At 71.8% G+C, this 16185-nt stretch carries 17 protein-coding genes, 1 pseudogene and 1 riboswitch; of the genes and pseudogenes, 3 read left to right on the top strand and 15 right to left on the bottom strand.

The window, feature by feature from the left end:
* From VLG41_RS09620 to VLG41_RS09640, 5 genes are all read right to left on the bottom strand, one after another.
* The coding region (locus VLG41_RS09620; protein ID WP_325349222.1) for an AMP-binding protein at positions 1 to 494 on the bottom strand (494 nt) is incomplete at its 3' end.
* Between the two features lie 2 nt (positions 495 to 496).
* The gene (asnB, locus tag VLG41_RS09625; protein WP_325349172.1) at positions 497 to 2440 is read right to left on the bottom strand and encodes an asparagine synthase (glutamine-hydrolyzing); all 1944 of its coding nucleotides are present in this window, start codon (positions 2438 to 2440) and stop codon (positions 497 to 499) included.
* A 27-nt stretch (positions 2441 to 2467) separates the two neighbouring features.
* A complete protein-coding gene (locus tag VLG41_RS09630; RefSeq protein ID WP_325349173.1) occupies positions 2468 to 3619 on the bottom strand; it encodes a hypothetical protein in 1152 nt (383 codons plus the stop codon).
* Complete coding sequence (locus tag VLG41_RS09635) at positions 3612 to 3881, bottom strand: acyl carrier protein (protein WP_325349174.1); 270 nt, start codon at positions 3879 to 3881, stop codon at positions 3612 to 3614. Before VLG41_RS09635 ends, VLG41_RS09630 begins: the two co-directional genes overlap by 8 nt.
* A 20-nt stretch (positions 3882 to 3901) precedes the next feature.
* Complete coding sequence (locus VLG41_RS09640; protein WP_325349175.1) at positions 3902 to 4936, bottom strand: ketoacyl-ACP synthase III; 1035 nt, start codon at positions 4934 to 4936, stop codon at positions 3902 to 3904.
* A gap of 253 nt (positions 4937 to 5189) precedes the next feature.
* On the opposite strand from VLG41_RS09640, the gene VLG41_RS09645 reads away from it, so the two are divergent.
* Positions 5190 to 6278 (top strand): PA0069 family radical SAM protein, encoded by a 1089-nt coding sequence (locus VLG41_RS09645; RefSeq protein WP_325349176.1) that lies wholly within the window; start codon positions 5190 to 5192, stop codon positions 6276 to 6278.
* Complete coding sequence (locus VLG41_RS09650; RefSeq protein ID WP_325349177.1) at positions 6278 to 6598, top strand: type II toxin-antitoxin system prevent-host-death family antitoxin; 321 nt, start codon at positions 6278 to 6280, stop codon at positions 6596 to 6598. The genes VLG41_RS09645 and VLG41_RS09650 overlap by 1 nt, the downstream gene beginning before the upstream one ends.
* Here VLG41_RS09650 and VLG41_RS09655 read toward each other — a convergent pair whose 3' ends face one another.
* Entirely contained in the window at positions 6599 to 7570 is a 972-nt protein-coding gene (locus VLG41_RS09655) for a pyridoxamine 5'-phosphate oxidase family protein (protein WP_325349178.1), read from the bottom strand.
* A gap of 13 nt (positions 7571 to 7583) precedes the next feature.
* Entirely contained in the window at positions 7584 to 8243 is a 660-nt protein-coding gene (locus VLG41_RS09660; protein ID WP_325349179.1) for a glutathione S-transferase, read from the bottom strand.
* A gap of 123 nt (positions 8244 to 8366) precedes the next feature.
* Between VLG41_RS09660 and VLG41_RS09665 the strand changes: the two genes are divergently transcribed.
* A complete protein-coding gene (locus tag VLG41_RS09665) occupies positions 8367 to 9275 on the top strand; it encodes a LysR family transcriptional regulator (protein ID WP_325349180.1) in 909 nt (302 codons plus the stop codon).
* Between the two features lie 22 nt (positions 9276 to 9297).
* Here VLG41_RS09665 and VLG41_RS09670 read toward each other — a convergent pair whose 3' ends face one another.
* The 8 genes and pseudogenes from VLG41_RS09670 to VLG41_RS09705 form a co-directional block, all read right to left on the bottom strand.
* Positions 9298 to 9507 (bottom strand): oxidoreductase-like domain-containing protein, encoded by a 210-nt coding sequence (locus VLG41_RS09670; protein WP_325349223.1) that lies wholly within the window; start codon positions 9505 to 9507, stop codon positions 9298 to 9300.
* An 18-nt stretch (positions 9508 to 9525) separates the two neighbouring features.
* Positions 9526 to 9753 (bottom strand): annotated as a pseudogene (locus VLG41_RS09675) (DUF1653 domain-containing protein); the annotation flags it as partial.
* A gap of 55 nt (positions 9754 to 9808) precedes the next feature.
* Complete coding sequence (locus tag VLG41_RS09680) at positions 9809 to 10894, bottom strand: thiamine phosphate synthase (RefSeq protein WP_325349181.1); 1086 nt, start codon at positions 10892 to 10894, stop codon at positions 9809 to 9811.
* A gap of 75 nt (positions 10895 to 10969) precedes the next feature.
* Positions 10970 to 11794, bottom strand: coding sequence for a thiazole synthase (locus VLG41_RS09685; RefSeq protein ID WP_325349182.1), 825 nt, complete (start codon positions 11792 to 11794; stop codon positions 10970 to 10972).
* 2 nt (positions 11795 to 11796) lie between these two features.
* A complete protein-coding gene (gene thiS, locus VLG41_RS09690; RefSeq protein WP_325349183.1) occupies positions 11797 to 12012 on the bottom strand; it encodes a sulfur carrier protein ThiS in 216 nt (71 codons plus the stop codon).
* The gene (locus tag VLG41_RS09695) at positions 12009 to 13097 is read right to left on the bottom strand and encodes an FAD-dependent oxidoreductase (RefSeq protein WP_325349184.1); all 1089 of its coding nucleotides are present in this window, start codon (positions 13095 to 13097) and stop codon (positions 12009 to 12011) included. The genes thiS and VLG41_RS09695 overlap by 4 nt, the downstream gene beginning before the upstream one ends.
* Before the next feature lie 2 nt (positions 13098 to 13099).
* Complete coding sequence (thiC, locus tag VLG41_RS09700) at positions 13100 to 14989, bottom strand: phosphomethylpyrimidine synthase ThiC (protein WP_325349185.1); 1890 nt, start codon at positions 14987 to 14989, stop codon at positions 13100 to 13102.
* Between the two features lie 117 nt (positions 14990 to 15106).
* Positions 15107 to 15220: riboswitch (TPP riboswitch) on the bottom strand.
* Positions 15221 to 15301: 81 nt separating this feature from the next.
* Positions 15302 to 16072: a hypothetical protein gene (locus tag VLG41_RS09705; RefSeq protein WP_325349186.1), complete on the bottom strand. Its 771-nt coding sequence runs from the start codon at positions 16070 to 16072 to the stop codon at positions 15302 to 15304.
* Positions 16073 to 16185 lie beyond the last annotated feature (113 nt).

The following is a 16185-nucleotide window of genomic DNA, read 5'->3' on the forward strand; positions in this document are numbered from 1 at the left end:
CCGGAGGTGTAGATGAGGGTGCCGAGCTGGCTGGCGCTGGCGGGGCCGGGCAGGTCGGTGGCGCGGTTCGATGGCGAAGGCCACGCGAGGGCAGGCGAGGCCGTTTCGCCGCGCACCCACACCCGCAGCGAGGTGTCGTTCAAGGCCGCGCTCCACACGTTCGCCAGCGTGGCTTGCGTCAGCAAGGCGCGCGCACCGGTGTCGCTCAGCACATGCGTGAGCTTGGCGGCCTTGGTCTGCGGGCCCAGCGGCACCGCCACCGCGCCCAGGCGCCAAACCGCGTGCAGCGCGGCGACGTAGTCCACGCCGCTGTCGAGCAGCAGCACCACACGATCGCCGTGTGTGATGCCCGTCTCGTGCAGCGCCACCGCGATGCCGTTGACCTGCGCGATGAGTTCGCCGTAGCTCACCCGGCGCTCACCAAGAACCAGGGCGGTCTTGCCCGGCTGCTCATGGCAACGCGTTTCAAAGGCGCTGTGCACGAAGGGGCCCATGTTCAAGTGGTCTCCAGCGCAGGCGCTTCGGCGCGCACGAACTGCCGGTGCAACAGCATCGTGGACAGCACGCCCACGAAAGCCATGTTGTCGGCAAAGCCGATGGCCCGGCCGGCCGCGCACTTGGCGCCGAGCCGCGCGACCGCGGGCGCATCGAACAGGTCGGCCTCGCGCAGGCTGTGCTCGCTCAGCAGCTCGCGCACCCAGGGCAGGGGCTGGCCCTTGTCGAAGAAGCTGGCGCAGTCGGGCGAGCGGTAGGGCTGCTTGGTGCGCTGGCCGATGGCGGGCGGCAGCTCGTGCGCGAAGGCCTGGCGCAGCAGCAGCTTCTCGCGCAGCCCGCGCATCTTCAGGCGCGGCGGCAGCGCGGCGGCGAAGGCGATCACGCGCGGGTCGAGGAAGGGGTAGCGCCCTTCGATGGACGCGGCCATGGCCATGCGGTCGCCCTGCGCGGCGAGCAGGTAGCCGCTCATGAGCGTGTGCGCCTCGGTGTACTGGTCGCGCGCCATGCCGGGCCACTGTGCGAAAGAGTCGGGCACTTGCGCCTGCCACTGCGCGGCCGGGTCGTGCGCGGCGAGCGCGGATTGCCACTCGGGCGTGAAGAAGGCCCAGGTGCGGCGCGTGCTGGCCAGGCGCGTCTGGTGCGCGTAGCTGGCGTCGCCGTCGGGCACGCGGCTGTCGGTGAAGAAGCGCTGCGCGAGCGCGTTGTGGGCGCCGCCGGGCGAACGCGCCATCCAGGGGTAGAGCCGCTCCACCGCGCGCGCACGCCGCGCCGAGCCCGGCACTTGCGCGACGAAGCGGCGGATCCTCGCTTCCTTGAACAGGTCGTAGCCGCCGAAGACCTCGTCCGCGCCCTCGCCGGTGAGCACCACCTTGTAGCCAGCGGCGCGCACGCTGTCGGCCAGGCGCAGCATGGGTGCGGGCGCGGTGCGCACCAGGGGCGTTTCGGCGTGCCACACGGTGCGCGCGAAGGCGGCGGCGATGTCGGCCCGGCCGCAGCCGATGGCGGAGTGCCGCGTGTCCAGGTGGCGCACCATCAGGCGCTGGTGCTCGCTCTCGTCGTACTCGGCCTCATCGAAAGTGAGCGAGAAGCTGCGCAGCGGCGTGTCGGTGTGGCGGCGGATGACGGTGGTGAGGATGGACGAGTCCAGCCCGCCGCTGAGGTAGGCGCCCACGGGCACGTCGGCGCGCAGTTGCAGGCGCACGGCGTCCACCAGCAGGGCGTGCAGTTCGTCGGCCAGCGCGTCCTCGTCCACCGGGGCGAAGGGGTCGGTGTCGGGGAAGTCCCAGTCCCACCAGCGCGTGAGCGTCTCGCCGCGCGCGTCCACCGCCAAGCAGTGGCCCGGCGGCAGGCAGTGGATGCCCGCGAAGGCCGTGCGCGGCGCCAGCGGCGCCCACCAGCCGAAGGTGGACGCCAGGCCGGCCGGGTCCAAGGCGCGCGGCACCTCGGGCAGGGCGAACAGGGCCTTGGCCTCGGAGGCGAAGGCCAGGCGGTCACCGACGCGCGTCCAGAACAGCGGGCGGATGCCCACGCCATCGCGCGCCAGCAGCAGGCGCTGGCGTGGCGCGTCCCACAGGCCGATGGCGAACTGGCCGTTGAGGCGCTGCAGGAAGGCATCGCCCCAGGCGCGGTAGGCCTGCAGCAGCACCTCGGTGTCGGAGTCGGTGCGGAAGTGGTGGCCCAGCGCGCGCAACTCGGCGCGCAGCTCGATGTAGTTGAAGACTTCGCCGTTGAAGACCAGTTGCACCTGGCCGTCCTCGCTGGCCATGGGCTGCGCACCGCCGGCCAGGTCGATGATCGCCAGGCGCGTGTGCGCGAGGCCGATGGGGCCATCGACCCACACGCCCTGGCCGTCAGGGCCGCGGTGGTGCAGGGTGCGCGCCATGGCCGCCAGCTCGTGGCGCGCGGGCGGCCGCTGGGGGCTGAATAGGCCGGCGATGCCGCACATGTTCAGACCTTGTGTGTGGTGGAGCGCTCAGAAGCCATCGGCGTCGTCGTGCAGGTCGGTCAGGGCCCAGGGCGCACCGGCGAGCCGCGCGGCGAGCCCGGCGTCGCGCGACTGCACGCCACAGGGGCGGCCGTCGTCGTCGCTGGACGGCAGGAAGCCGGCGCGCGCGGCCACGCGCTGCGAGGCCTCGTCCTGCAGCAGCACGCGCACGCAGGTGCAGCCTCGCGCGGCGGCCTCGAGCAGCGCCTCGTGCAACAGCACCAGCAGGGCCTCGTTGCCATCGTGGTGCCAGTCGACCAGGTGCAGTTCGGGCCGGCCCAGGTCGTCGGCCTCCACGGCCCAGGCGATGAGGCCGGCCACGGTGTCGCCGCGCCGCGCCACGCGAAGGCTGAGCGGCCGGCGCGGGTTGTCGAGCAGGCGCCGCTGCAGATAGGCGCCGCTGTGCCGCAGGTGCACGCCAGCGGCCGCGCGCGGCCGCGGCGCGGCGAGCGTGGGGTCCAGCCGCGTGGTGCTTGCGACGGTGAAGCCGCGCGGCCGGCGCCCGCGCAGCGCCAGGCGCCGCAGGGCCAGGCCCGCGTTGGCCACGCGCATGGCCAGCGGCGTGGCCGCCAGCGCGGGCCAGCGGCGGCGCACGAAGGGGCCCAGGTCCAGCGGGTGGGTGAAGGTCAGGCGCGGTGCCAGCGGTTCGAACAGGCGGCGCACGATGCCGGCCGAGTTCGTGTTGGCGCCCACCGCCAGCGTGAAGTCGTGGCGTGCGAGCATGGCCTGGTTGAGCCAGATGCCCAGGCCCGACTCCTGCGCCTCGGGCCGCACCAGCAGGTCCATCACCTGGGCACCGGTGAGGTGCTGGCCCTCGATGTCGACGGGCAGGTCTTCCACGCCGATGGTGGCCAGCACCCGCCCGTGCGCGCGCAGGCACCACAGCTCGCCGAAACCCGCGCCCTCGCGCCCCAGGCGGTAGCGCCAGCGCAGGTAGGCGTCGTCGTCCCATTGATGGCCGGGCAGCAGGTGCTCGCGGCGCAGGGCCAGCACGGCGGGCAGGTCGTCCAGCGTGGCCGGGCGCAGGCCCTCGCGCAGCGCGGGCTCGTCCAGGCCCAGACTGCGCGCGACCAGGCGGCCGAGCTTGTCGTGCGCCGGCACGCGCGGCGCTGGCGCCGCGGGGCGCGGGGTCTCAGTCACCCTCACGCAGCACCCCGTGCGCGCGCAGGAAGTCCAGCACGTGGCCGATGCGCGTCATCTCGCGCGAGACCTCGGCGGTGAGCTCCAGGCCGAAGCGCTCGTCGAGCTCCGCGATGAGCATGAGCGCGCCCATGGAGTCCCAGTCCTCGATGGACTCGCGCTCCACGTCCGGGTGCAGGCTGTCGGCTGGCACGTTGAAGCACTCGGCCAGCAGGGCCAGGGCCTCGGTCTGATTGATGGTGGGGCGGGTGCTGGCGTCCATGGGCGTTGCCTCGGCGATGTTCAAAGGCCTTCACCGTCGTCGTGCAGCAGCACGGTGCGCTCGTCCACCGGCACCAGGGCCGCGCCCCAGGACAGGCCCACGCCATAGCCCAGCAGCATCCAGAGTTGGCGCTGGCCGGGTGGCGGCGGCGAGAGCCGGCGCGTCATGGCCACCGCCACCGACGGGCCGCCGCAGTTGCCGCTGTCCTCGATGGAGAAGGGCACGCGGTCCTCGGGCAGGCCGCTCTTCTTCATCAGGTGTTTCATGATGAAGCGGTTGGACTGGTGGAACACGAAGGCGTCCACCTCGGCCACGGTCTTGCCGGCGAAGGCCAGGGTGTCGGCGATGAGCGCGGGCACGCGCTTGATGGTGAAGTTGAAGATGGCCGCGCCGTCCATTTCGAGGAAGCGGTGGCGCGGGTTGGCGGGCTCGCGGTCGCGGAAGGCGCCGCCGCGCAGGATCAGGCCCTCGGCACCGCTGCCGTCGGTGTGCAGCACGAAGTGGCCGCCCGCGCCGGGGTCGTCGTCGAGTTCGAGCGCGGTGGCCGAGCCGGCGTCGCTGAACAGCAGCACGGTGGCCTGGTCCTCGGGGCTGACGAAGCGGCTGGGCGTTTCGCCGTGCAGCATCAGCACCCGCCGGTGGCCGCCCCCGCGCAGCATGGTGGCCGCGATGTACAGGCCATAGGGGTAGCCCGAACAGCCCAGGCCCACGTCGAAGGCGGCGCAGGTGTCGGGCAGGCCCAGGCGCTGCTGCAGCAGGCAACTGGTGGAGGGCAGGAAGTGGTCGGGCGTCTGCGTGACGAAGACCAGGGCGCTTACCGTCTCGGGTGCCCAGCCCAGGCGCGCCATCAGGCGCTCGGCGGCGCGGTGGCACAGGTCGGCCGAGGTGATGTCGGGCCGCACCACGCGGCGCTCGCGCACGCCGGCCATGGCCACCACCTTGCGCACGTCCTCGGGCGCGAAGCCCAGGGCCGGGTCGAGGTTGTCCACCACCAGTGGCGGCAAGCAAGTGCTCACGCCGGCGATGCGAAAGCCGCCGATGTTCGATTGGCTCAACCGGGGTCCCTCTTGAAGCTGGAAAAACCAGGCGATCTCAGCGAGCGGGCTGGACGTCTTTTTACCTATCCCCGGGCAGTATAAGGAGGGCCCGATGGCAGTCTCAAGGCAGCGCGACGGTCATAAGTCACGAAAGCCGGCGCCGCGGCCGGAACCCTACCGATACGGGGTAGCGCATGGCGACGACGGGCGGCCCACCGGGCGGCGACAGCACTCTCTATACTGTGATTTTGTACAGTATCAGGAGGCCGTCATGCCCGACGTCCACATCCCCGTCGCGGCCCTGAAGGGGCGTGGCGTCTCCTTCCGCCAACCTCACCGCTTCGAGTCCGCCGCGCGCGCCGCCTTCGACGACGGCTGGGGCACGCTGGACGAATCGCAGGCCGAAGAGCACGCCGCGCCCGCCACCAGCGTGAGCTGGGAAGACGCCAAAAGCGCCATCACCACCAACGCCTCGCCCGACATCGGCTTCGTGCACGGACTCAACCCCTACCGGGGCTGCGAGCACGGCTGCGTGTACTGCTACGCGCGGCCCAGCCACAGTTACCTCAACCTCTCGCCGGGGCTCGATTTCGAGACGAAGCTGATCGCCAAGCGCGGCTTCGCCGAGGTGCTGGCGCGTGAGCTGCAGCGCCCGTCGTACGAGCCGAGCATGATGGCCCTGGGCACCGTGACCGATGCCTACCAGCCCATCGAACGCGAACTGCGCCTCACGCGCGCCGCCCTCGACGTGCTCTTTCGCGCCCGCCACCCGGTGGGCATCGTCACCAAGGGCAGCGGCGTCGAGCGCGACATCGACCTGCTCGCGCCCCTGGCCACGATGGGCCTGGCGGCGGTCTACGTCACCATCACCACGCTCGACCCCAAGCTGGCGCGCACGCTGGAGCCGCGCGCCGCCGCACCGCACCGGCGGCTGCGCACCATCCGCACCTTGGCCGAGGCCGGCATTCCCGTGGGCGTGAGCGTCTCGCCGCAGATTCCCTTCCTGAACGAGGACATGGAGCAGGTGCTGGAGGCCGCGCGCGAGGCCGGCGCGCGGCGCGCCTTCTACCAGGTGATCCGCCTGCCCTGGGAACTCGCGCCCATCTTCCGCCAGTGGCTGCAGCAGCACTGCCCCGAGCGCGCGGGCCGCGTGATGGCGCGCATCCAGGACATGCGCGGCGGGCGCGACTACGACAGCGACTTCGCCACCCGCATGAAAGGCACCGGCCCCTGGGCCGACTTGCTGCGCCAGCGTTTCCACAAGGCCTGCGCGCGGCTGGGCTACTCGCAGGACCGCGAGCCGATGGACCTGTCGCACTTTCAGCCGGGGGCGCTGTCGGCGCAGGGGGAGTTGTTTTGATGGGCGCCCCGGACGAGCGCGACCCGACACTCCCGAGGCTTCTGGTCAGAAAGGGGATTGCTGTGAAGGAATGGAAGATGGAGCAAGCCAGAGCCCGTTTGTCCGAGCTGATCAAGGCAGCCCGCCAACAAGGACCGCAGTACATCAAGCTGCGTGGCAAACCGGTAGCGGTCGTGCTGTCCAAGGAGGACTTCGATCCACTCGGTGGGGGCCATCAGAGTCTGCCGGCGTTCATTGCCGCTTCGCCGTTGGCGGAAGCGGCGGGTGATGTTGAGTTGCCGCCACGCCTGATGGATCCGCCGAAAGAGAAGGGGCGCTGATCAACCCCTGGCTGGATGGAGGAACTGCGGCGCGAACTGGGGCGCCGTCCAGCGCAACGGCAAGGCCCCTGGCCGCCACAGGTGCGACACCACCCGCAGGCGCAGCAGGCGCTCGGCGCCGGGCGTGGCGGCCAGTTCGGGGCCGTCCCACACGAGGCTGGCCTCGGCCGCGAGTTGCAGCACGTCGCCGCTGCCCGGGTCCACGCAGAGCAGCCCGGCCTGCGGGCGCGCCAGCAGGTTGCCCAGGGTGTTGAAGAAGAAGTTGCCGCGGTAGTCGGGCAAGGTGAGCACGCTCGCGCCCTGCGGTCCCTCGTCGTCGTGCACGCGCACGAAACCGGGCAGACCGCCGCGGTGCGACACGTCCACGCCCTGGCTCGGCTCCTCGCCGCCCGAGCCCGAGCCCGCGCGCGGCGCGGCGCTGGCAATGAAGACCGTGTCGGCGCGCGCGAGCAGGGCGCGCGCCGGTTCGATCAGGCGGGCGCCGTGGCGCTGCGCCGGCAGCGGCGCGTGCGGCACCCACTCGGGCTCGCGCGCCTGGATGTACTGAGGGCAGTTGCCGAAGCTCTGGTCCACCCGCACGGTGAAGCCCTCGGCGCCGTCGTCCACCACGCGCCCGTTCATGCGGTTGCGCCGCCGCGTGTGCGGCTCCAGGCCCAGCAGGCCCAGCGGCGCACCCAGGGCGAGCGCGGGGGCCAGCGGGTCGTCGGCGTCGGGCCGCGCGTTCACGCGCAGGTGGCGCGCGTCCGGCGTGCGCACGAAGCCCGGCGGCCCGGCCAGCAGCGAGGCCCAGGGCTGGCCCGCCGCGTCGAGGCTGCCGACGACGAGCGTGGGCAGCTTCTCGAACAGCTCGCGGTGCTGGTCGGGCATGTGATCGCGCACCACGCGCGGGCCGATGGCCGTGAGCCGCTCCAGCGCGCCGGCCCGCGCCTGCATCGCCCGTTCGCCGTCGTGAAAGGTGGCGGTGTCGTGCATGGCAGCGCTCCCCTCAGGCGGCCCGCGCGCCGGGCGCGTTCGGCAAAGGCGAGCGCACCATGCCCACGAAGCCCGGCAGCGCTTCCACGCGCGCGATCCAGGCGCGCAGGCGCGGGTAGTCGTCCAGCGGCACACCGCCCTCCGGCGCGTGCGCGGTGTAGGTGTACAGGGACACGTCGGCCAGTGTGGCGTGGGGCGCGGCCAGCCAGTCGCGCCCTTCCAGGTGCGCCTCCATGCGCTTGAAGAGTTCGTGCGCGACGAGGTGGCTGCGCTCGTCGTGCGGCAGGCCGAACACGCGGGCGATTCGCGCCGCGCTGGGCCCGTTGGCCAGCGGGCCGGCGGCCACGCTGAACCAGCGCTGCACCTGCGCGCAGGCCAGCGGATCGCGCGGCCACCACCGGCCGCTCGGGTCGTAGCGGCCGGCCAGGTAGACCAGGATGGCGTTGCTGTCGGGCAGCACCACGTCGCCGTCCTCCAGCACCGGCACCTGGCCGAACGGGTTCAGGCGCAGGAAGGCCGCCTCGCGGTGCGCGCCCTTGGGCAGGTCCACGTCCACGTTTTCATAGGGCAGGCCGAGCAGGGAGAGGAACAGTTCCACGCGGTGCGCGTGGCCGGAGAGCGCGAAGCGGTGCAGGCGCAGCGGTCGGTCGGGCCTGGGGGCGGGGGTGTTCATGTGGGCTCCTGGCAAGACCCCTGGGAAGGGGTGGGTCAAAACGGAACGCCAGCTTAGGCATTGCGGCGCGCGAACAGAATCCCCGCCAAAGGCATTTCTGCCTTCCACGCAATGGAAGACTGCATGGACAAACTCGAACACCTTCGTGTGCTGGTGGCGGTGGCCGAGGCCGGCAACCTGGCGGGCGCCGCGCGGCGCCTGGGCCATTCGCCGCCGGCCGTCTCGCGCGCCATGGACCAGCTCGAGGCGCGCATCGGCGCGCAACTGCTGGTGCGCACCACGCGCAGCGTGCGCTTCACCGAAGCGGGCGAGCGCTTCGTGGCCGACTGCCGCCGCCTGCTGGGCGAACTGGACGAGGCCGAGTCGCTGGCCGGTGGCTCCTTTCGCGAACCGCAGGGCGTGCTGGGCGTCACCGCCTCGTCGATGTTCGGGCGGCGGCACGTGGCGCCGCTGGTGCTGGCCTTCATGGAGCGGCACGCGCGCGTGCAGGTGCGCACCCTGTTCGTGGACCGCATCGTGCACCTGGTGGACGAGGGCTACGACGTGGCGGTGCGCATCGCCCACCTGCCCGACTCCGGCCTCACCGCCGTGCGCGTGGGCTCGGTGCGGCGCGTGATGGTGGCCGCGCCCGACTACCTGGCCGCGCGCGGCGAACCGCGCACCGTCGCCGATCTGAGGGACCACGTGGGCATCGGCTTCTCGCCCATGGGCGCCACGGCCGCGCCCTGGACGCTGCACCCCAGCGGCGAACGCGAGGCGGTGGCCATCGACACGCCGCTGGTGGCCAACACCGGCGAGATGGCCATCTCGGCGGCCGTCGCGGGGCGCGGCCTCACGCGCGCGCTGTCCTACCAGGTGGCCGAGGAGGTGGCCGACGGCCGCCTGCGCGTGGTGATGGCCGACCACGAACCTCCGCCGATTCCCGTGCACCTGGTGTACCCCGCCGGGCGCAAGGCGGCGGCCAAGGTGCGGGTGTTCGTGGACATGGCGGTGGAGCGGCTGCGCGCGCTGCCGGTGCTGGGTGGCGCTTGACGCTTCGCGAGCGCGCCGGCCCTCAGCCCAGTTGCTCCAGCGCGTCGTCGGCCCAGTGGCGCACGGCGTGGTAGTAGCCCTCCCACACGCAGCCGTTGCAGCCACGCCCGCAGCAGGTGGTGGGCTCCGGCGGTGGGGCGCGCAGGGCGGTGTCCAGGTCGATGCCTTGTCGCGCCGCGCGCCCGCGCAGGTGGGCGACGAGCGCCTGTGCACTGGCCAGGTCGGCCGGCATCAGGTCGGCCGCGCGGATGCGGCGAAAGCGCTTCTGCTCGCGGCCTTCGAATACGCCGGTCTCGTTGAACATGGCCGAGGGCCGCACCCACAGCCCGAAGCCACCGTAGAGCGCGCGGTACAGCACCAGCGGCTGCAGTGTCTCGCTGCAGCGCACGGTGTCGATCACCTCGTACCAGCCGCCCTTGTAGTGGCGGTACAGGCCGGGCGGCGTGGGGGTCAGCGGGGGCAGGTCGTTATCGATCACGGCTGTAGGAGTGCGCCGGGCGCGGCGGTGTGAGCGCCGTCGATGCCGAGGGCGTTCACGCCGCTCCCGGCGTCAGTGTGGGGTGGGGCCACGCCGGCGCGGGCCGTGGCGCCGCATGGTGGTGTCCCGCGTCCCACGCGCGCTGCCAGCGCGGCAGCGTGGCGCGCGGGTCGTTGCCCAGGCCGCGCACCACGCACACGGTGGCCGCGCCGGTGGCCGCGCATTGTTCGAGCTGCTCGGGTGCCAGGATGCCACCGATGGCGATGACCGGGCGGCCCGCCATGCGCACCCACCAGGCAAGGTTGTCCAGGCCTTGCGCGTGCCAGGGCATGTCCTTGGTGAGCGTGGGCCACACCGGGCCGCAGGCGATCAGGTCGGCCCCGGCGCCGCGCGCGCGGCACAGCTCCCACAGGCTGTGCGAGCTCATGCCCAGTTGCAGGCCGCGCGCCTGCGCGGCGGCGATGGTGGTGCGCTCGGTGGGCCGCAGCGCGAGCCAGTCCTCCTGGCCCAGGTGCAGAGCGGGGGCTTGCAGCGACAGCGCCAGGCGCCAGTGGTCGTTGATCACCAGCGGCGTGCGCCCATGGCTGCTCGCGGCGTCCAGCGCGGCTCGAATCTCGGGCACCAGCGAAGGGTCGTCCCGCCGAGCCTTGATGCGCAGCTGGATCAGGCCCGCGCCGGCCTCGGCGCAGGCGCGCACGCGCTCGGCGCTGTCGACGATGGCGTACACGCCGAGGGCGGGCACGTGGGTGAGTGGTGCGGTCCAGCGCGCGGGTGTTTCGTCCACCGAGAGCACGGGCAGGTCGAGCGCCGTGGCGTGCTCGGGCAGGCGGGCGAGCACGGCGGCATCGGCCGCGACCCAGCCCCGTGCCAGCGCGGCCTCGAAGCGCATGGCGTGGTCGGTGGGGCCGGAGCGCGGGCGCGTGAGCCAGCCGCTGGCGTGCGCGGTGTCCAGCCAGTCGTGCGGATCGCCGGTGACGACCACCTCGCTGGCGCCCTGGTCGCGCAAGGCGCGGGCGAGTTCGGGAACGGAGAGGCTGCCGGCCGGCAGCCCCAGGCGCTCGGCCGCTTCGTGGGCGGTGAGGCGCAGCACGGCGTCGGTGGACGTGCCGGCGGGTGAATCGGTGGAAGCGGGGGTGTCCATGGTGCGGGGAGTGTCGCTCAACGACCGGGCCTCGCCCGGCCGTCCAGCCAGTGGTGGGTGCGGCCGATCGACGGATCAGCCGATCAGCATGGGCCGACCGCCCACGGGCGTGCTGGCCACGGCCATGTCCTGCGGCGCCATCACGCCGGCGTCGAAGGCCAGGCGGCCGGCGCGCACGGCGTCGCCGAAGGCGCGCGCCATGGCCACGGGATCGCGCGCGTGCGCCACGGCGGAGTTGAGCAGCACGGCATCGAAGCCGAGCTCGAGCGCCAGCGCGGCGTGCGAGGGCGCGCCGATGCCGGCGTCCACCACCAGCGGCACCTGCGGCAGCCGCGCGCGCAGCGTGCGCAGCGCCCAGGGGTTGAGCAGGCCCTGGCCCGAGCCGATGGGCGCCCCCCAGGGCATCAGCACCTCGCAGCCGGCGTCCAGCAGGCGCTGGCAGGTGACGAGGTCGTCGGTGCAATAGGGAAAGACGGCGAAGCCGGCCTTCACGAGTTCGGCGGCCGCTTCCACCGTGCCCCAGGGGTCGGGCTGCAGGGTGTGCTCGTCGCCCACCACCTCCAGCTTGATCCAGTGCGTGTCCATCAACTCACGCGCCATGTGCGCCAGGGCCACGGCCTCGCGCGCGCTGCGGCAGCCGGCGGTGTTGGGCAGCAGGCGCACGCCGCGCGCGCGCAGGGGGGGCAGAAGCTCGCTCAGGAAGGCGTTGTCGCCGCCCTGGCCCGCGACCATGCGGCGCAGGCCCACGGTGACCACGCCCGCGCCGCTGGCGGTGATGGCGTCGCGCAGCACGGTGGGCGAGGGGTAGCCCGCCGTGCCCAGCATCAGGCGCGAGCTGAGGGTCTCGCCATAGGCCGTCCAGCTCGGCGTGGTCGAAGCGTTCGTGTCATGGGTGTTCATGTTCAACCTCCGACGATGGCCTCGAAAGTGCTGACGTCGTCGCCGGCTTGCAAGACGGTGTCGGCGCGCGCGGCGCGCGGCACGAAGCGCGCGTTGAGCGCGGTGGCCACGCGCTCGGGCCGCAGGCCTTCGCGCTCCAGCAGGTCCTGCAGCGTGGCGCCGGGTGGGCAGGGCCGTTCGCGGCCGTTCAGCCGCACGGTGGGGGTGGTCTCTGTCATGGCGGGAATTCTCCGTTGCGCGCCCAGCCGGCGGCGGCGAGCGCGTCCTGCACTAGCGCGGGCGCCACCATCCAGCCGTGGCGGAACAGGCCGTTGATGCGCAGCAGGCCCGGCGCGTGCTCGATGCAGGGCAGGTGATCGGCGCGCGCTGGGCGCAGGTTGGTTTCCAGGTGGTCGATGCGCGCTTCCGCCAGTTCCGGCAACACGCTGTGCGCGGCCGACATCAGCTCCAGCGCGCTGCGCAGGCTCACGGGCGAGCGGTCCTCGCTCTCGATCTCGCTGGCGCCGATCACGACACGATCGCCGGGGCGCGGCACCAGGTACACGCGGTGGCGCGGGTGCAGCAGGCGCACGGGTCGGTGCAGGCGCACGCCGGGCGCGTGCAGCCCCACCACCTCGCCGCGCACGCCGCGCAGCGGCACCTCGGGCCGCGCGCCCAGGCCGCGCGTGTCGATGGCGAGGTCCGCCGTGAAGCCGCTGCCGTCGGCCAGTTGCAGGGCACCCGGGTGCACCGCGTCCACCCGTGTGTCCCAGCGCCAGCGCACGCCGTGCGCCTGGTCGGCCAGGGCCTGCAAGGTCTCGCGCGGCAGCAACTGGCCTTCGCCAGGCAGCAGCCAGGCCAGCAGGCCGGGGGCCAGCGCGGGCTCCAGCTCGCGCAGCGCGGCGGCATCCAGCGGCTGCGGCGCGGGCGCTTCGGCCACGGCGCTCAGACGCGTGAGCGTGCGCTGCGCGCTGCCCCGGTCGCTGCCGTGCGCCAGCAGCAGGCTGCCCTCGGTGCGAACCAGCTCGGGCGCGCCGCCCTCGCGCAGGCGCTGGCCGATGGCGCGCCACAGCGGCAACGAACGCCAGCCCAGGCGCGCGACGGCGGGCTCGGCGCCATCGAGCTCGGCCAGCGGGCTGAGCATGCCGGCGGCGGTGAAGCCCGCGGCGTGGGGCCGCGCCAGCGCGGGCGCCACGCGGCCCTGCACCGGCGGCAGCGGGCCGTCGGCCGGGTCGAACACGGTCACGTCGTGCCCGTCGCGCGCCAGCCACCAGGCCAGCAGCCGGCCCAGCACGCCCGCGCCCGCGATGCCGATGCGCGCCATCCTCAGCCCTTCTTCAGCGCATCGAGCGGCACGTAGAACTCGCCACCCACCGCCTTGAACTGCGCCGATTTCTCGGCCATGCCCTGCTGCAGCGCCTCGGCCTCGGCCAGCCCCTTTTGCTCCGCGTAGTCGCGCACGTCCTGCGTGATCTTCATGGAGCAGAACTTGGGCCCGCACATGGAGCAGAAGTGCGCTTCCTTCGACGAGTCCTTGGGCAAGGTCTCGTCGTGGTAGGCCTCTGCCGTGTCCGGGTCCAGGCCCAGCGCGAACTGGTCGCGCCAGCGGAACTCGAAGCGCGCCTTGCTCATGGCGTCGTCGCGCGCGCGGGCGCCGGGGTGGCCCTTGGCGATGTCGGCCGCGTGCGCGGCGATCTTGTAGGCAATGATCCCCTGCTTCACGTCGTCGCGGTCGGGCAGGCCCAGGTGTTCCTTGGGCGTCACGTAGCACAGCATGGCCGTGCCCATCCAGCCGATCATGGCCGCGCCGATGGCCGAGGCGATGTGGTCGTAGCCCGGCGCGATGTCGATGGTGAGCGGGCCGAGGGTGTAGAACGGCGCTTCGTGGCAGTGCTTCAACTGCTCGTCCATGTTGGCCTGGATCAGGTGCATGGGCACGTGGCCGGGGCCTTCGATCATGGTCTGCACGTCGTGCTTCCAGGCGATCTGCGTGAGTTCGCCCAGGGTGCGCAGCTCGGCGAACTGCGCTTCGTCGTTCGCGTCGGCGCCGCTGCCGGGGCGCAGGCCGTCGCCGAGCGAGAAGCTCACGTCGTAGGCCTTCATGATTTCGCAGATCTCTTCGAAGTGCGTGTAGAGGAAGTTTTCCTTGTGGTGCGTGATGCACCACTTGGCCAGGATGCTGCCGCCGCGCGAGACGATGCCGGTGCGCCGCTGGGTGGTGAGGTGGATGAAGGGCAGGCGAACGCCCGCGTGGATGGTGAAGTAGTCGATGCCTTGCTCGGCCTGCTCGATCAGCGTGTCGCGGAAGATTTCCCAGGTGAGGTCTTCGGCCACGCCGCCCACTTTCTCCAGCGCCTGGTAGATGGGCACGGTGCCGATGGGCACCGGCGAGTTGCGCACGATCCAGTCGCGTGTGGTGTGGATGTTCTTGCCGGTGGACAGGTCCATCACCGTGTCGCCGCCCCAGCGGATGGACCACACGAGTTTTTCCACCTCTTCCTCGATGCTGGAGGTGACGGCCGAGTTGCCGATGTTGGCGTTGATCTTCACGCCGAAGTTGCGGCCGATGACCATCGGCTCGAGCTCGGGGTGGTTGATGTTGGCCGGGATGATGGCGCGCCCGCGCGCCACTTCCTCGCGCACGAACTCCGGCGTGATGACATCGGGGATGCGCGCGCCCATGGGGTTGCCGCGCAGGCGGGCCTCGCGCTCGGCGTCGCCCAGGTACTCGCGCATCCACTCGCGTTTGCCGTTTTCGCGGATGGCGATGTACTCCATCTCGGGCGTGACGATGCCTTGGCGCGCGTAGTGCATCTGGGTGACGTTGGCGCCCACCTTGGCGCGGCGCGGCGTGCGCTGCAGCGCGGCGGCTTCGGTGCGCAGCGCGGCGATGCGCTCGGCCTCGCGCGCTTCATGCTTCGCGCCGTCGTCCAGCGCCTGGCGCTCGCGGCCCGTGTAGGTCTCGGTGTCGCCGCGCGCCTCGATCCAGGCGGCGCGCACCGGGGCCAGGCCCTTCTTCACGTCGATGGCCACGCCCGGGTCGGTGTAGGGGCCCGAGGTGTCGTACACCGTCACGCGCTCGCCGTTGGTGAGTGCGATCTCGCGCATGGGCACGCTCACGCCGGGCAGCGCGCCGGGCACGAACACCTTGGTGGAAGCGGGGAAGGGCTCACGCGTGAGCGTGAGCAGCGGAGCGAACTTGTCGGGGGCGTTCATGGGCGGTCTCCTGTGGGGCAAGCAATCACACAAAGGTGCTTGCTCCGGAGGACCGCGTTGGTGGCTTCATGCCAGGTGCCCTGGACCGCCACAAGGCGGAGGGCCCGGCATGCCGTTCACCTCGGCATGCGCTCTTCTTTCGCCGGTACTAGCCGGATCAAGTTCACGGGTTCGGCCCTTCAGCCATCTCAGCGCCGGCCTTCTCAGGCCTGGGCACCCCGGAGCAAGGGGGAAGTGTACGCGCGAGGCCCATAACCGTGTCTCGTGCTGACAACCTCTCGGCGCACCAGACGGGGCAGGTCGCAGTCGCTACTAGTAGCGCTGCACGCCGATCCACTCTCGCTCGGGAACAAGGCCGCCAGACAGGTAGTGACGCGTGCTGTTTGGATCATCAACGCTTTTCACGTCGTTCTCCGGCAGTTGCATGGTGGCCAAGTCTGACAAGGGATAGGTCTTGTTGGCCCAGGGATCGCACACTACCTGGTTCGGCGCACTCCCGATGATGATCAGGCGGTGATTGCCTCCATTGACCTTGTAGAACTCGATGGGGTAGTTCGCCGGGCAATTGTCGGCGAGGTAGCACCATGCGGCTGCCGCCAGCTCGCCGCAATACCCGAAGCCAGATGCCTTCAACGAGGCCGCATGAACCCTCGACACATCCGTTAGCTTTACCCAGATCCGACGCGAGTCATACGGATCCACCACGTAGCCAATCTTTCCCAGGTTGGCGGCCTCCGTGAGCGTGGAGCGATCCATTCCACGCTGTGCCTTGATGCACGTCTTTGAGGCCTGCGCGCTGAGCCCGGGCACGGCGTCGGGAACGGCATTGGAGCCGGTCGTCAACAGCCTGCGGGCATGGGCACTGGCCCGTTCGGCCAGATGCAAGTTGTAGGTCAGGGAGCCTTTTGCCATGTCCACAGACAGGCTGATGTCCTCCTTCCATGCCTGACGCTGCAGCTCGTGGCGTCGCTGCGGAGAATCGTCGAGAGACGTCAGCGTGACTGCGGTCGAAGGATGTTTCGTGGCGGCAGGGGTTGTCCTGGCGACATAGACGTAGGGTGAAGTTGTTTGCTGGTGAATCATGCGGCTTCTTTCGCAAGGGTTGATGAAGCCGCCTAGGTGGAGCCCTGTCCATGCAGGGTTCCCATGCGGCCTGCGCAGCGAGCGCTTTGAAAGAAGCCAGCTACTGCCCCACG

The organism is Hydrogenophaga sp. (genome assembly GCF_035481345.1).
GTDB lineage: Bacteria > Pseudomonadota > Gammaproteobacteria > Burkholderiales > Burkholderiaceae_C > Hydrogenophaga.

Bases quoted from the DNA above. Each gene is read 5' to 3' on its own strand.
- asnB (WP_325349172.1), bottom strand. From the start codon at position 2,440: ATGTGCGGCATCGCCGGCCTATTCAGCCCCCAGCGGCCGCCCGCGCGC.
- VLG41_RS09635 (WP_325349174.1), bottom strand. From the start codon at position 3,881: ATGGACGCCAGCACCCGCCCCACCATCAATCAGACCGAGGCCCTGGCC.
- VLG41_RS09645 (WP_325349176.1), top strand. From the start codon at position 5,190: ATGCCCGACGTCCACATCCCCGTCGCGGCCCTGAAGGGGCGTGGCGTC.
- VLG41_RS09650 (WP_325349177.1), top strand. From the start codon at position 6,278: ATGGGCGCCCCGGACGAGCGCGACCCGACACTCCCGAGGCTTCTGGTC.
- VLG41_RS09655 (WP_325349178.1), bottom strand. From the start codon at position 7,570: ATGCACGACACCGCCACCTTTCACGACGGCGAACGGGCGATGCAGGCG.
- VLG41_RS09660 (WP_325349179.1), bottom strand. From the start codon at position 8,243: ATGAACACCCCCGCCCCCAGGCCCGACCGACCGCTGCGCCTGCACCGC.
- VLG41_RS09665 (WP_325349180.1), top strand. From the start codon at position 8,367: ATGGACAAACTCGAACACCTTCGTGTGCTGGTGGCGGTGGCCGAGGCC.
- VLG41_RS09670 (WP_325349223.1), bottom strand. From the start codon at position 9,507: ATGCCGGCCGACCTGGCCAGTGCACAGGCGCTCGTCGCCCACCTGCGC.
- VLG41_RS09680 (WP_325349181.1), bottom strand. From the start codon at position 10,894: ATGGACACCCCCGCTTCCACCGATTCACCCGCCGGCACGTCCACCGAC.
- VLG41_RS09685 (WP_325349182.1), bottom strand. From the start codon at position 11,794: ATGAACACCCATGACACGAACGCTTCGACCACGCCGAGCTGGACGGCC.
- thiS (WP_325349183.1), bottom strand. From the start codon at position 12,012: ATGACAGAGACCACCCCCACCGTGCGGCTGAACGGCCGCGAACGGCCC.
- VLG41_RS09695 (WP_325349184.1), bottom strand. From the start codon at position 13,097: ATGGCGCGCATCGGCATCGCGGGCGCGGGCGTGCTGGGCCGGCTGCTG.
- thiC (WP_325349185.1), bottom strand. From the start codon at position 14,989: ATGAACGCCCCCGACAAGTTCGCTCCGCTGCTCACGCTCACGCGTGAG.
- VLG41_RS09705 (WP_325349186.1), bottom strand. From the start codon at position 16,072: ATGATTCACCAGCAAACAACTTCACCCTACGTCTATGTCGCCAGGACA.